Annotated in this window: 14 protein-coding genes; 1 reads left to right on the forward strand and 13 read right to left on the reverse strand. The window is 63.0% G+C overall.

The window, feature by feature from the left end:
* Positions 1-56 precede the first annotated feature (56 nt).
* Positions 57-983: an electron transfer flavoprotein subunit alpha/FixB family protein gene (locus tag L1073_RS01240; protein ID WP_246896419.1), complete on the reverse strand. Its 927-nt coding sequence runs from the start codon at positions 981-983 to the stop codon at positions 57-59.
* Complete coding sequence (locus tag L1073_RS01245) at positions 980-1,732, reverse strand: electron transfer flavoprotein subunit beta/FixA family protein (protein ID WP_246896420.1); 753 nt, start codon at positions 1,730-1,732, stop codon at positions 980-982. The genes L1073_RS01240 and L1073_RS01245 overlap by 4 nt, the downstream gene beginning before the upstream one ends.
* 379 nt (positions 1,733-2,111) lie before the next feature.
* Here L1073_RS01245 and L1073_RS01250 point away from each other — a divergent pair, with 379 nt between their 5' ends.
* A complete protein-coding gene (locus tag L1073_RS01250) occupies positions 2,112-3,752 on the forward strand; it encodes an electron transfer flavoprotein-ubiquinone oxidoreductase (protein WP_246896939.1) in 1,641 nt (546 codons plus the stop codon).
* A gap of 51 nt (positions 3,753-3,803) precedes the next feature.
* Here L1073_RS01250 and L1073_RS01255 read toward each other — a convergent pair whose 3' ends face one another.
* The 11 genes from L1073_RS01255 to fabG all read right to left on the reverse strand — a co-directional run bounded on the left by L1073_RS01255 (position 3,804) and on the right by fabG (position 13,781).
* Positions 3,804-5,999, reverse strand: a complete 2,196-nt coding sequence (locus L1073_RS01255) for an ATP-dependent helicase (protein WP_246896421.1) — start codon at positions 5,997-5,999, stop codon at positions 3,804-3,806.
* The gene (locus L1073_RS01260) at positions 5,996-6,550 is read right to left on the reverse strand and encodes a DUF1285 domain-containing protein (RefSeq protein ID WP_246896422.1); all 555 of its coding nucleotides are present in this window, start codon (positions 6,548-6,550) and stop codon (positions 5,996-5,998) included. Before L1073_RS01260 ends, L1073_RS01255 begins: the two co-directional genes overlap by 4 nt.
* Before the next feature lie 22 nt (positions 6,551-6,572).
* Positions 6,573-7,400, reverse strand: coding sequence for a TatD family hydrolase (locus L1073_RS01265; RefSeq protein ID WP_246896423.1), 828 nt, complete (start codon positions 7,398-7,400; stop codon positions 6,573-6,575).
* A gap of 35 nt (positions 7,401-7,435) precedes the next feature.
* Complete coding sequence (locus L1073_RS01270; protein ID WP_246896425.1) at positions 7,436-7,765, reverse strand: PilZ domain-containing protein; 330 nt, start codon at positions 7,763-7,765, stop codon at positions 7,436-7,438.
* Between the two features lie 72 nt (positions 7,766-7,837).
* Positions 7,838-8,815: a DNA polymerase III subunit delta' gene (locus L1073_RS01275; protein ID WP_246896427.1), complete on the reverse strand. Its 978-nt coding sequence runs from the start codon at positions 8,813-8,815 to the stop codon at positions 7,838-7,840.
* Positions 8,806-9,444, reverse strand: coding sequence for a dTMP kinase (gene tmk, locus L1073_RS01280; protein WP_246896429.1), 639 nt, complete (start codon positions 9,442-9,444; stop codon positions 8,806-8,808). The genes L1073_RS01275 and tmk overlap by 10 nt, the downstream gene beginning before the upstream one ends.
* An 18-nt stretch (positions 9,445-9,462) precedes the next feature.
* Positions 9,463-10,464, reverse strand: coding sequence for an endolytic transglycosylase MltG (gene mltG, locus L1073_RS01285; protein WP_246896432.1), 1,002 nt, complete (start codon positions 10,462-10,464; stop codon positions 9,463-9,465).
* Between the two features lie 14 nt (positions 10,465-10,478).
* Entirely contained in the window at positions 10,479-11,294 is an 816-nt protein-coding gene (pabC, locus tag L1073_RS01290) for an aminodeoxychorismate lyase (protein WP_246896434.1), read from the reverse strand.
* Between the two features lie 5 nt (positions 11,295-11,299).
* Complete coding sequence (gene fabF, locus L1073_RS01295; RefSeq protein ID WP_246896435.1) at positions 11,300-12,532, reverse strand: beta-ketoacyl-ACP synthase II; 1,233 nt, start codon at positions 12,530-12,532, stop codon at positions 11,300-11,302.
* Between the two features lie 173 nt (positions 12,533-12,705).
* On the reverse strand, positions 12,706-12,939 hold the full coding sequence (gene acpP, locus L1073_RS01300; protein WP_011506901.1) for an acyl carrier protein: 234 nt from the start codon (positions 12,937-12,939) through the stop codon (positions 12,706-12,708).
* 98 nt (positions 12,940-13,037) lie between these two features.
* Positions 13,038-13,781, reverse strand: coding sequence for a 3-oxoacyl-ACP reductase FabG (gene fabG, locus L1073_RS01305; RefSeq protein WP_246896437.1), 744 nt, complete (start codon positions 13,779-13,781; stop codon positions 13,038-13,040).
* Between the last annotated feature and the right edge of the window lie 9 nt (positions 13,782-13,790).

Here is a 13,790-nt window from a genome sequence, read left to right on the forward strand (position 1 = left end):
GGTTTTGCAATGCAGTGCGCGCCAATAGTCTTGGCAGGCCGCACTCGTAGCTTCACTTACAACTTGGACTCGAGTTCGGGAAGCACGTCGAACAAGTCGCCCACCAGGCCGTAATCGGCGACCTGGAAGATCGGCGCTTCTTCGTCCTTGTTGATCGCCACGATGACCTTGGCGTCCTTCATGCCCGCCAGGTGCTGGATGGCGCCACTGATGCCCACGGCGATGTACAGTTCCGGCGCGACGATCTTGCCGGTCTGGCCGACCTGCATATCGTTGGGCACGAAGCCGGCATCCACGGCCGCGCGCGAGGCACCGATCGCCGCACCGAGCTTGTCGGCGATGCCGTCGAGCAACTTGAAGTTCTCGCCGTTGCCCATACCGCGACCGCCGGAGACGACCACACGCGCACTGCCCAGTTCGGGGCGATCGCTGCTTGCCAGTTCCTCGCCGACGAACCGCGACAGGGTATTGTCGACCGCCATGCTGACCGCCTCGACCCCGGCATTGCCCGTCGCGTCGACGGCATCGAAGGCCGTGGTGCGTACGGTGATGACCTTGAGGGCATCGCTCGATTGCACGGTGGCAATCGCATTGCCGGCATAGATCGGACGCTGGAAGGTATCGGGGCTTTCCACACCGATCACCTCCGACAGTGCGGCCACATCCTTGAGTGCGGCCACGCGTGGCAACACGTTCTTGCCGTGGGTGGACGCGGCAGCCAGCACATGGCTGTAGTCACCGGCAAGCTCGGCGATGAGTTCGGCCATCGGCTCGGCGAGCTGATGCGCGTAGACGCCGTCGTCGGCGGTTCTCACCTTGGCGACACCAGCCAGCTTGGCGGCCGCCTCGGCGACGCCTGCGACGTTCTCGCCCGCCACCAGGATGTCGATGTCTCCACCGATAGCCTGGGCCGCGGCGACCACGTGGGCGGTGCTGTCCGCCAGTTGGCCGTTATGATGTTCGGCGATAACCAGAATACTCATGCGATCACCTTGGCTTCGTTCTTGAGTTTGTCGACGAGTTCGCCCACGGAGGCCACCTTGGTGCCCCCCTTGCGTTCCGCCGGCGATTCCACCTTGAGAACGCTCAGGCTGGAGGCCACGGCGACGCCCATATCGTCAGGACTCTTGATATCGATGGGCTTCTTCTTGGCCTTCATGATATCGGGCAGCTTGGCATAACGCGGCTCGTTGAGGCGCAGATCGGTGGTGATCACCGCCGGCAGCTTGAGTGCGACGGTCTGCAGGCCACCGTCGATCTCGCGGGTCACCTGGACGTCGTCGCCCTCGACCTGGACCTCGGAGGCAAAGGTGCCCTGCCCCATGCCTGCCAGCGCGGCCAGCATCTGACCGGTCTGGTTGTTGTCGGTGTCGATGGCCTGCTTGCCGAGAATCGTCAGGCCCGGCTGTTCGTCGTCGACGACCCGCTTGAGGAGCTTCGCAGCGGTCAGCGACTCGACCTTGTCGTCGGTCTCGACGTGGATCGCGCGATCGGCGCCCAGCGCCAACGCGGTACGCAGTTGCTCCTGCGCAGCCTTGGGGCCGATGGTGACGGCGACCACCTCGCTGGCCACCCCCTTTTCCTTGAGGCGCACCGCTTCTTCCACGGCGATCTCGCAGAACGGATTCATGGCCATCTTGACGTTGGTGAGATCGACGTCGGAGTGATCCGGCTTGACCCGGATCTTGACGTTATAATCGATGACGCGTTTGACCGCGACGAGTACTTTCATGGTGTCCTCGCTTGGTTAGAACCGGCAGGCATGCCCTTAGAATAAATTCATTCAAGCGTTTGATAGGGGGCGTGTCCCGTAAAAATGTCGCCCGTTAAACACTCGGCGACCCTATATAATATTGCGTGATCTCGTCCAACCTGGTCAAACCCTGAAGCGCCGTCATGGCAGCGCCCCAGGACAAACCACGCGGAAAATGACATCATGCGGGCGGTCGTTCTGTGTAGAATCAAACGGCCGTTTAAAATACAATCTTTAGAATACAACCAAAAAAACGCGACTTGTCCATGCACCATTGCTCGAAAGACACTGTGCATGCTCGGGCGCGTCGACCGCCCAACGCGAAGATGGAGGAGATCAAGCCGTGGAACGCGAATACATGGATTTCGACGTCGTCATCGTCGGCGCCGGCCCATCCGGACTCTCGGCGGCGTGTCGCCTGATGCAGCAGGCCCAAGAGGCCCAGCGCGAGCTCAGCGTCTGCGTGGTCGAAAAAGGCTCTGAAGTGGGCGCGCATATTCTTTCCGGTGCCGTGCTCGAGACACGCGCCCTGCGCGAACTCTTTCCCGACTGGGAGTCGCGTGGCGCACCGCTGACTACTCCCGTCATCAGCGACGATCTCTACCTGCTCAAGGACGCCGAAAGCGCCCAGAAGCTGCCCAATGCGCTGGTGCCCAAAAGCATGCACAACACCGGCGGCGCGCATGATAATTATGTCATCAGCGCCGGCAACCTGTGTCGTTGGCTAGCCGAGCAGGCCGAAGAGCTGGGCGTGGAAATTTTCCCCGGCTTCGCCGCCCAGGAAAGCCTCCACGATGACGACGGCACGGTACGCGGCATCCTCGTCGGCGACATGGGCGTGGCCGCCGACGGCAGCGAGAAACCCGGCCACATGCCGGGCATGGAACTGCGCGCCAAATACACGCTATTTGCCGAGGGCGCACGCGGGCATCTCGGCAAGCGCCTGATCGAGCGCTTCGACCTCGACGCAGACCGCGATCCACAACACTATGCCTTGGGTTTCAAGGAACTCTGGGACGTACCCGCCGATCAGCACACGCCAGGGCGCGTCTTGCATGGCTCAGGCTGGCCATTGCCCAGCGACACGCATGGCGGCTGGTTTCTTTACCATGCCGAGAACCAGCAGGTCGTGGTGGGATTGATCGTCGATCTTTCCTACGACAACCCTTACCTCTCGCCCTTCGATGAGTTTCAGCGCATGAAGCACCATCCGGTGCTCAAGCAACATCTCGAGGGCGGCTCCCGGGTTTCCTACGGGGCCCGCGCGATCACCAAGGGCGGCGCCAATAGTCTGCCCAAGATGACCTTCCCCGGGGGCTTGTTGATCGGTTGCGATGCCGGCACGCTCAACTTCGCCAAGATCAAGGGCATTCACATGGCGATGAAATCCGGCCTGGTCGCCGCCGAGGCCGTGTTCGAGGCGTTCGTGGCGGGCGATGAAGGCGGTGCGGAGCTGACCGCATTTACCTCGAAGTGGCAAAATAGCTGGGCCTGGGCGGAGTTGACCGAAAGCCGCAGCTTCGGACCGGCGATTCACAAGTACGGCACCGTCAAGGGCGGCGCCTACAACTTTCTGGACCAACTGCTGGGCGGCAAGTTGCCCACGGTGCACGACACTACCTCCGACCATGCGCGCATGCGCCATGCCAGCGAGGCGACACGCATCGACTATCCCAAGCCGGATGGCAAGCTCTCGTTCGACAAGTCTTCGTCGGTATTCCTCTCCAATACCAACCATGAAGAGGATCAACCCTGTCACTTGCGGCTCGCCGATCCCGAGATTCCGGTACGCGTCAACTTGCCGGAATACGCCGAGCCCGCGCAGCGTTACTGCCCCGCCGGGGTCTACGAAATAGTCGAGGAAGACGGTGAACCCAAGTTCCAGATCAACTTCCAGAACTGCGTGCACTGCAAGACCTGCGACATCAAGGACCCTGCCCAGAACATCACCTGGGTGGCGCCGGAAGGTGGCGGCGGCCCCAACTATCCCAACATGTAGTCATGCAGACACGGCACCCTCGCTTGCGAGCGGGGGCACCTGACGTTCACTTCAGCTGGGTACCGCCTGATCTGTCATACGCTCCAATGGAGCACGCGCGGCGATCAACCGCCGACGTCCCGCCTGCGTGAAACGCACCTCGATGACCGGATTGGCGGGGTCGCCCTCGAGAAGGACGATCTCGCCATCACCGAAGACGCCATGTCGCACCCACTGCCCCACCGTCCATGTCGCAGGCGAGGATTCAGAGGCCGTCTCTGATGCGCGGGTGACGGTCAGCTTCAAGCCGCAACGTTCGAGATACCGCCCGACCACCTCCGGCGCACGCACCGCCAGTGACTCGGGCGGTGTCTCGCCAAGCGCCGCGGCGGCGCGATGGCAGTCGTCCCAGGCGGTCTCCTCGAGAAACCGGCTGGGGCGATGATCGCCGCCATCGTGAAGGACCAGCAAACGCTCCCGCGCCCGGGTGATCGCCACATAGTAAAGGCGACGCTCCTCCTCCAGGCGCTCGGCGTCCAAAGGCGTCTCACGCGTGTAGTGCGGAAAGTCTTCCTCGTTGACGCCCCACAGCGCGACCATCGGCCACTCGAGCCCCTTGGCGCCATGCACCGTGGTCACCAATACGCCATCCTCGCGCGCTTCCACCGGCTGGCTGAGCAGCTCAATGAAGCCTTCGGGATCGTGGGCCAGTTCACCGGCCTGCTCGATCAACACATCGAGCAGACGCACGTCATCCTCGGCCTTGGCACGCCTCGAGGCCGAACGCTTGAGGGCCTTGTCCGCCTCGGTGGCCTCGACGACATGTTCGAGCAGCTTGGCCGGCGACCAGTGCGCCATGCGTGGCAGTTCGCATAACAATTGCCAGCGACGCTTGAGGTTACGCCGCTGAAGGGGCTTCAACGCGTTCAACAAGGGGTCGTGCCGCTCGGGCCATTGCTGGGTCTGGGCCAGTTGGTGCGCCAATGCGGTCAGCGTCTCGCGAGGCACGAAGACCGTGGGCTGCGACAACAGCAGATTGAGCTGCTCGGGGTCCTGCAAGCGTCGCCCGTCACGCGCCAGGGCCAGATACCCCGCCAGCGCCTGCACCAGCGGCAGACGAAACACGAAGCGATCCTCACGCGCGAGCCGGAACGGGATGCCGGCTCGCAACAACTGTAACTGCACCGAGACGGACAACGCCCAACTGCGCACCAGCACACAGGCCTCGCCCAAGGCTCGCCCGTCGCCGCGCCACTGCTGAAGAGCATCGAGCAGCGCACTACTGCCCACCGCTACGTCGGCGCGGGTCGCCGGCGTGCCGGGCGCGGCCAGGCATAACTGATCGGGACGCCGCCGATTGGCGCGGATGGCATGATTGGCTGCCAAGGCCAGCACATGGCCATGGCGAAAGGTATATGACAGCGGATAATCGTGGGCGGTGCCGAACAAGGTGGTAAAGCGTTCGAACATGGCATCGGGGCGCGCCCCGCGCCATTCGTAGATGCACTGATTGGCATCGCCCACCGCCATCACCTGGGCGGAAGCCCCCGCGAGAATCGCCAATAAGCGCTGCTGCACCTCATTGATGTCCTGATACTCGTCGACGATCACATGATCGAGAAAACCCTGCACCCGCGAACGCGCCTCGGGGGTCGCTTCCAGGCAGCGCAGCGGCCGATAGAGCAGATCGGCGTAGGTCATCAAGGCGTGATCCTCGAGCAATCCCTCGAAGACCGCATACGCTTCACAGAAATGCTGGGTGCCGTCACCGAAATCCAGGCGTTCGTGGAGTATCTCGGGGGCGCACATCTCGGCCTTGACCAGTTCGCAGAACTGCGCAAGCGCCTCGAGACGATCCGACTCCAGCGCGGCGTGGCGCTGACTGTCATCGGCGTGTTCCAGACTCATTTGCACTGCCTGGCGTAACAGCCGCTCGCGCTGCCAATCGGCGACAATCAACTGGCGCGATGACAGATACCCCCAGCGCGTCAGGGTCTGAGTCAGGCGATGCCCGATGGAGTGAAAGGTTCGCACGTCGGGAAGGCGCTGCCCTGCCGCCTCGTGCGCCAGCTTGTGGGTGAAGTCCTCGCGGGCGGCGCGATTGAACATCAGCACCAACATGCGTTGCGGTGGCACGCGGTTGGCCAGCAGGTGCAAGACGCGCTGCACCAGCGTGGTGGTCTTGCCGGCACCGGCGACCGCCGATACACGCGCATGCCCTTCGACATGCGCGACCACGGCGCGTTGTTCGGGCGTCGCCTCGCTCACGGCGTCTCCTCGGGCAACCAGCCCAGAGGCTGCCAGACGCCGTCGCTATATATCCCCAGCGCGCTGCCGTCGGCTGTCGCATGCAACTCGGCAGTGTCGATCAGGCGATAGTAGACGTTGCGGTTGAGGCGTGCCGCCAGCCCGAAGCGAATGGCGACCTCGGGAACCGGCTCCCCGGCCGGCATGGCGCTGACCGCGAGGCGGCGCTGCGCACCCAAGGTGACGCTATCGCCGAGGTTGGTGGTCAGCGTCCACACCCCGTCGCGACAATCGGCATCGGCGATCAGGAACGGGCGATCCTCGACCTGGATACGCAGCTTTTCGACCGGTGTCACCAGGTAGTAATCGCCATCTTCTTCCCGACGTAGCAGGCGCGACAGCAAACGTACCAAGCGTGCGCGCCCGATCGGGGTGCCCTCATGCCACCAGCGGCCATCGGCGGCAATGGTCAACGCCATGTCACCGCAGAAAGGCGGATTCCAGGTATCGACCGGTGGCAACGCTGCCGCCGGTGATGCGTCGAGATGTGCCGTCAACGACTCTAGTGGCATGCTCGCTCCTCGCTGCTGGACGTTACTGACCGCTCATCTGTGCCAATGCCTCACGCACATCCTCGGGCGCCTCGGGCAGCGCGGCGCGAAACAGCCGGTAGAAATTGGCACTCGTCTGCATCGCGACTTCGTCGACACTGATGCCGCGCTCGGCGGCGATACATTCCGACACTTCCACGACCCACTGAGGCTCATTGGGTTTGCCACGATGCGGCACCGGGGCCAGATAAGGGCTATCGGTCTCGATCAACAACCGGTCGAGGGGCACAAGGCGCGCCAGCTCGCGAACCGAGGTGGCGTTACGGAAGGTCACGATGCCGGAAAGCGAAATGTAGAAGCCCAGCCTCACCGCCTCGCGCGCCATGTCGAGATCCTCGGTGAAGCAATGCAAGACGCCCCCCACCGCGGGATCGGTATGCTCGCGAATCAACGCCAGGGTGTCTTCCTTGGCATCACGGGTATGCACGATCACCGGCAATTCGAGCTCGCGCGCGGCGCGCAGGTGATCGGCGAAACGCCGATGCTGCACATCATGGGGCACTTCATCGTAATGATAGTCCAACCCGGTCTCGCCAATCGCCACCGCGTCATGACGCTGGGCGCAGTCGACGATGGCCTGGACGTCGGGCTCGCGCTCGACGCGGTGCAACGGATGTACCCCGGCGGACAGCGAGACGTCATCGTGAGCACGGGCGATATCCACCAGGTTGGAGACATCGTCCAGCGTGACGGCGATCGCCAGGAAGTGACGCACGCCACGTTGGCGAGCGGCGTCCAGAGCACCCTCGAGCTTGCCATCATGGGCGGTGAGGTCGAGTCGATCGAGATGGCAGTGGGAATCAACGAACATGCGGTACCTAAAGAATCGAAAAGGGTGTCATGGCATTAAAGGGTATAACTGGGACGCGAGGCGGTGACGCCTGCGAGCTGGGCGTCGATCAGTTCCCTCACGCGTTGGTCGGCGGCGCTGAAATGCACGCCGATCCCCGGGACGCGCCGCCCGCCGACACCCGGCGGCGACAGCCAGGCAACCGTGCCCGAGACCGGTAGACGTTCGGCGTCCTCCGGCAAGGTGATCAGCAGATACACCGCATCGCCGAGGGCATAACGCTCCTGCGTGGGAACGAAGACGCCACCCCGCGCCAGCCAAGGCATATAAGCTGCTTGCAGAGTCTGCGTATCGTGGAACGTCAGGGATAAGGCTTTTTGCGCCACGCCGGGTCCTCCTCGATCAGGGTGCACGACTCGCTTCATGCAGCATATTTATGACTCGCCAGCATGGCGCTGTCACGAGCGCAACAGCGACGCCCAGCGCACCAGCCAGGCTTCCAGCACCAGTTGTGCATTGGGATTGCCCCCGGCGGCGATCAAGCGGCGCTGTTCGCGCGCGTAGTCGAGCAGGCGAAACCAGTCACGCACCCGCGCATTCTTGGCTGCCTGGCGATACAACGGCAGCAGGTCCGGGTTGCGCACGTATTGCGTCTCGCCGGAGACGCCCAGGCGAATCAGGTCTTCGAGCCAGACGATACCGTACCACAGCACGCGGTCCAACGACTGGGGATCGAGACGCGCCGCCTCGGCGACCGGCTCCCCCCCCCGTACCAGGGCATCGAACAACTCATGCAGTTCCTGACGCAAGCCGCGCCCTTCGGCCAGCTCGAGTGCGAACTGCGGCAAACCGCCGGCCACACGCAACCAGAAACGCGCTTGTTCGGGATCCTCGAAACGTTCGTTGAGCCACGCCAGTGCGCTGTGTGGCTCGGGCACGCCCAGACGCCAATGCTGGCAGCGCGAACGAATGGTCGGCAGCATGCGCGAGGGAATGTCCGCCAGGAGTACGAACAGCGTCTTCGCGCCCGGCTCTTCGAGGCTCTTGAGGAGCGCGTTGGAGGCCGCCACGTTCATGGCTTCCGCGGGATGCAGACGAATCACGCGGTAGCCGCCCTGCTGCGCGGTCTGCGACACGAAAGCATTGACCTGGCGAATCGGGTCGATGCGTATCTGGCGGCGCTTTTCCGCCGGGGTAATATCCAGCAGGTCGGGATGATATCCCGACGCCAGCATGTGACAAGCATGGCACTCGCCACAGGCGGTGTCGCCCGGCGCATGGCACAACGTGCGGGCCACCAGTGCATCGGCGAGATCGTGCTTGCCAACTCCGTGCGGGCCCGAAATCAATAGCGCATGCGCCAGGCGGCCGGCGTCCTGCTGACGGATCAGGCGCTGCCACAGGTCACGCTGCCAAGGCAGTGGCGTCACGACCATAACGCGCTTCTCGCTGTCAGGTGATCGGCGATCGACGCCTGCACCGCGTCCAGCTCGCGGTCGGCATCGATCACGGCGAACCGCTCCGGTGCCTGGGCGGCGCGTGCAAGATAGCTCTCCCGCACGGCGCTGAAGAAGTCTTGGCGTTCGCGCTCGAAGCGATCGCGTGCGGCACCCCGCCGTTCGACACGCTGCTGGGCGGCCTCGACGGGCATATCCAGCAACAACGTCAGATCGGGTTGCAGATCGTCTTGAACCAACGCTTCAAGCGTCGCGATACGCGTCTCGTCCAGCCCACGTCCGCCGCCCTGATAGGCGAAGGTCGCATCGGTAAAACGGTCACAGACGACCCACACGCCTCGCGCCAGCGCGGGGCGGATCTTGGCCGCCAGATGCTGGGCACGGGCGGCGAACATCAGCAGCAATTCGGCTGTTTCGTCGAGGGGTTCCTGCGGGGCGGGGTCGAGCAGCAACGCACGAATCGCCTCGGCACGTGGAGTGCCGCCCGGCTCACGCGTGCGCAGCACGTCGATGCCGCGCGCGCTCAGCCAGTCGCACACGAAATCCACGTTGGTGGACTTTCCCACCCCTTCGCCCCCCTCGAGGGTGATGAAACGTCCTGGCGTCATGGCGATAGTCTACCCCGCTCAGCGGTTGAGAATGTAACGACGTACTGCGGCATTGTGCTCGGCCAGCGTACTGGAAAAGTGATGCGAGCCGTCGCCTTGGGCGACGAAATACAAGGCATCCCCCGGGGCCGGATCCACGGCGGCCTGCAACGACCCCACGCCCGGCATGGCAATCGGCGTCGGCGGTAGCCCATCGATCACATAGGTGTTATAGGGCGTCTCACGGCGCAGATCGGCCCGCGTGATGTTGCCATCGTAGTCCTCGCCCATGCCGTAAATCACCGTGGGATCGGTTTGCAGCCGCATACCGCGCTCGAGACGCCGCGTGAACACACCGGCGATCTGACGCCGCTCTTCGGGCACGCCCGTCTCGCGCTCGATCAACGAGGCCAGGATGAGCGCATCGTAGGCGCTATCGATGGGCAGGTCGTCACGCCGCTGCGCCCAGACATCCTCCAGAGTGGTGGCCATGCGTTCATAGGCACGACGCAATACCTCAAGGTCCGTCATCCCCTTGTGATAGCGGTACGTATCGGGAAAGAAACGTCCTTCGGGATATTCGTCTTCATGCCCCAAGGCCGTCATGATCTCTTCATCGCTCATGTCTCGCGTGCGATGCTCGAGCTTGGCAGCGGCATCCAGTTGGCGACGCATCTGCGCGAACGTCCAGCCCTCGGGAATGGTAAACCGATAGGACACAACGTTGTCGCTGGAAAGTCGCGCGACCATTTGGTTGCCGCTCATTCCGGGGTCGAGCTCGAATTCACCGGAACGCAGTCCGTTGACCTTGTCCGGAGAGAGCTGCGCCAGGACGCGATACGGCCAGGTGGCGTCGATGATGCCACGCTCCTCGAGTTCACCGATGACACGCGTGAATCCCGCACCACGCGGCACTTCATATATCGTCGTTTCATCGAGGGCCAGCGGAGCCGCCAGGCGGGATTGCCAATACTGATAGGCTCCCAGAAGCACCACACAGGCCAATACCGCAATCCCTATGAAAACCTTCACCACTCGCATGTCGATACCTTGTCTCACGCCTCATCGAAGGCGTCATGGGGATAGCCCAGCAATGGGTGGGCATGGTGTTGCAGGTGTCGATGCACGGTGTCTACCGCCCATCGCTTCAGGCAGTTACCGTCGGTATCGTCCAGTTGTCTCAAGGGCCATACCCCCTGAACCGAATTGATGACCCAAGCCGCATCAGCTTCCATCAATGCCTCGATTCCCGTTTGCCGCGTTGCGATCGGCAATCGCTCGCGCAATGCTGCCAGCAGCGTGCCTTCCACGCCACATGCCGTCAGATCGGGCGTTTCGAGAGTGCCGTGACGCTGCCACACCAAGTTCATGCTGGTCGCCTCGACGAGACGATCGTGCTGATCGCACAACACGCCCTCGGCAATATCGGCATCGCACCACTCACGACGCGCCATGACATTCTCGAGACGATTGAGATGCTTGATGCCCGCCAGTCGAGGCTGATGGCCCAAGCGCAGCCGGCACAGGCGAACGCGTACGCCATCCCGCCAATGAGCGGGTTGCGGCGCGAACGGCATACACCGCCAACGCAGCCGCGGTGCGGGCGATTCGGGGGAAGCATAGCCACGCCCACCGCTGCCACGGGTCATGAGCAGCTTGAGCACGGACAATCCGGCCCCCGCCTGCCCCGGCAAGCTGGTCAAGGTCTGCGTATCCGGCAACGGGATTTCCAGCCGCTCGGCACCGCGCGCCAGTCGCCGTAGATGCGCGTCCCACAATAAAGGCTGTCCATCACGTACGAGGACGGTCTCGAAGAGACCGTCCCCATAAGCGAAGCCGCGATCGTCGAACGGTACTGCCTCGTCGGCCATGACGTTTAAACGCGACCGAAGATCAGCGATCCATTGGTGCCGCCGAAGCCGAAGGAATTCGACAGACTGTACGTTACTGGCATCTCGCGCGCCTCATTGGGCACGTAATCCAGTGTGCACCCTTCGTCGGGATCTTCGAGATTGATGGTCGGCGGCGCGATGTTATCGCGAATGGCGAGCACGCTGAAGATCGCCTCGACGGCGCCGGCGGCGCCCAGCAGGTGGCCGATCATCGACTTCGTGGAGCTGACCGCAACGGACTTGGCGGCCTCGCCCATGACACGCTCCACGGCCTGGCTCTCGGCGACGTCGCCCGCCTGGGTCGAGGTTCCGTGCGCGTTGATGTAATCCAGTTGACCGGCATCGATGGCAGCGTCCTTGACGGCATTGCGCATGGCCCTTTCCGCCCCCTGCCCGTTCGGCGCGGTCATGTGATAGGCATCATCGCTCATGCCAAAGCCCAGAACCTCGGCATAGATGGGCGCGCCACGCTGCTTGGCATGCTCGTACTCCTCGAGTACCAGCACCCCGGCACCATCGGAGAGCACGAAGCCGTCCCGTTCGCGGTCCCAGGGGCGGCTCGCCGCAGCGGGATCGTCGTTACGCGTGGACAGCGCACGTGCCGACGAAAAGCCACCCAGGCCCAGCGGCGTGGTCGCCATTTCGGCACCCCCGCAGACCATGGCATCCGCATCGCCATAGGCGATGGTGCGTGCCGCGTAGCCGATGTTGTGCGTCCCCGTGGTACAGGCCGTGGTAATGGCGATGTTGGGCCCGCGGAAACCATGCTGGATCGCCAGATTGCCGGCGATCATGTTGATGATCGAGCCGGGCACGAAAAACGGCGATATCTTGCGCGGACCGCCGCGATTCAAGGCATTGTGGTTATGCTCGATCATCGGCAGACCGCCGATGCCCGAGCCGATCGCCACACCGATACGATCGGCATTCTCGCCATTGCCTTCCAGCCCGGCATCGGCGATGGCCTGTCCCGCCGCCGCGATGCCGTACTGGATGAAAGTATCCATCTTGCGCGCTTCCTTGGGATTCAGATAGGGACTGATATCGAAGTCCTTCACCGAGCCGCCAAAGCGCGTGTTGAATCCCGTGGTGTCGAAGTGGTCGATCGGTGCGATGCCGCTCTTGCCTGCCAGGATATTGTCCCAGCTTTCCTTGACACTGTTACCGACCGGGGTCACCAGGCCCAATCCGGTTACCACGACCCTTTTACGAGGCATCAGCTCTCCTCCAGACTTGCGAGTTGGCACGGCAGTGCCGTGTTTGGCGCGCATTATACCCGAAACACCGACGGGATGGAGACCGCACGCATGCACAAACGACGAAGACCGCCCTGATGACAGAGCGGCCTTCGCGAGTCGATGTCGAACCGGGCAACCCGGTACCGCTCTACTTACTGGTGAGCGACGACGTAATCGATCGCTTCCTGGACGGTCGTGATCTTCTCGGCTTCTTCGTCGGGAATCTCGGTGTCGAATTCCTCTTCGAGCGCCATCACCAGCTCGACAGTGTCCAGCGAGTCGGCGCCGAGATCCTCGGTGAAGGAAGACGTGTTCTGGATGTCTTCTTCTTTGACGTTCAGGCGCTCAGCCACAACCTTCTTCACGCGCTCTTCGATGGTGCTCATTCTCTTGTTACTCCTAGTGGTACGAATCCGCTAGCTCTGGAAAGCTGCGGGTAGTTTATAGACCGCTCCCAGACGACGCAACAGCGCCTAGGGGAGCGTCAACGCATATTCATGCCGCCGTTGACCTGCAGCGTTTCACCGGTAATGTAGCCGGCATTGTCGCTGGTGAGAAAACCCACGGCAGCGGCAATTTCCTCAGGGGCGCCCAGCCGCGATAGCGGAATCTGCCCCAGCAACGCTTCATGCTGGGCTTCCGGCAACCCCTGTGTCATGTCGGTGGCGATGAACCCCGGCGCGACACTATTGACAGTAATGCCACGCGATGCAACTTCACGCGCCAGAGAGCGAGAGAACCCTTCCATGCCGGCCTTGGCCGCCGCATAGTTGGTCTGCCCCAGATTGCCCATGGTCGCAACCACCGAACTGATACTCACGATACGCCCGAAACGTGCCTTGGTCATGCCACGCACGCACGCCTTGGTCACGCGATAAAGCGACTTGAGATTGGTGTCGAGCACCGCATCCCACTCGTCTTCCTTCATCCGCATCAACAGATTGTCACGCGTGATGCCGGCATTGTTGACCAGAATGGTCGGTGCGCCGAACTCGTCGCCGATCGCCTTGATCAGACTCTCGACGCTGGCCTGGTCGGTGACGTCGAGCACACGCCCTGCGCCTTCGATAGCGTGCGCCTTGAGGTCGGCATCGATCTGGTCGGCACCGGCCTGGCTGGTTGCCGTGCCGATCACCACACGTCCTTGGCGGCCCAGCTCACGGGCAATCGCTTGGCCAATGCCACGACTGGCACCGGTGACCAGGGCTATCCTGCGTTCGCTTGTCATCTGGTTTCC

It is taken from the genome of Chromohalobacter nigrandesensis (assembly GCF_023061285.1).
GTDB classification, from domain to species: Bacteria; Pseudomonadota; Gammaproteobacteria; order Pseudomonadales; family Halomonadaceae; genus Chromohalobacter; species Chromohalobacter nigrandesensis.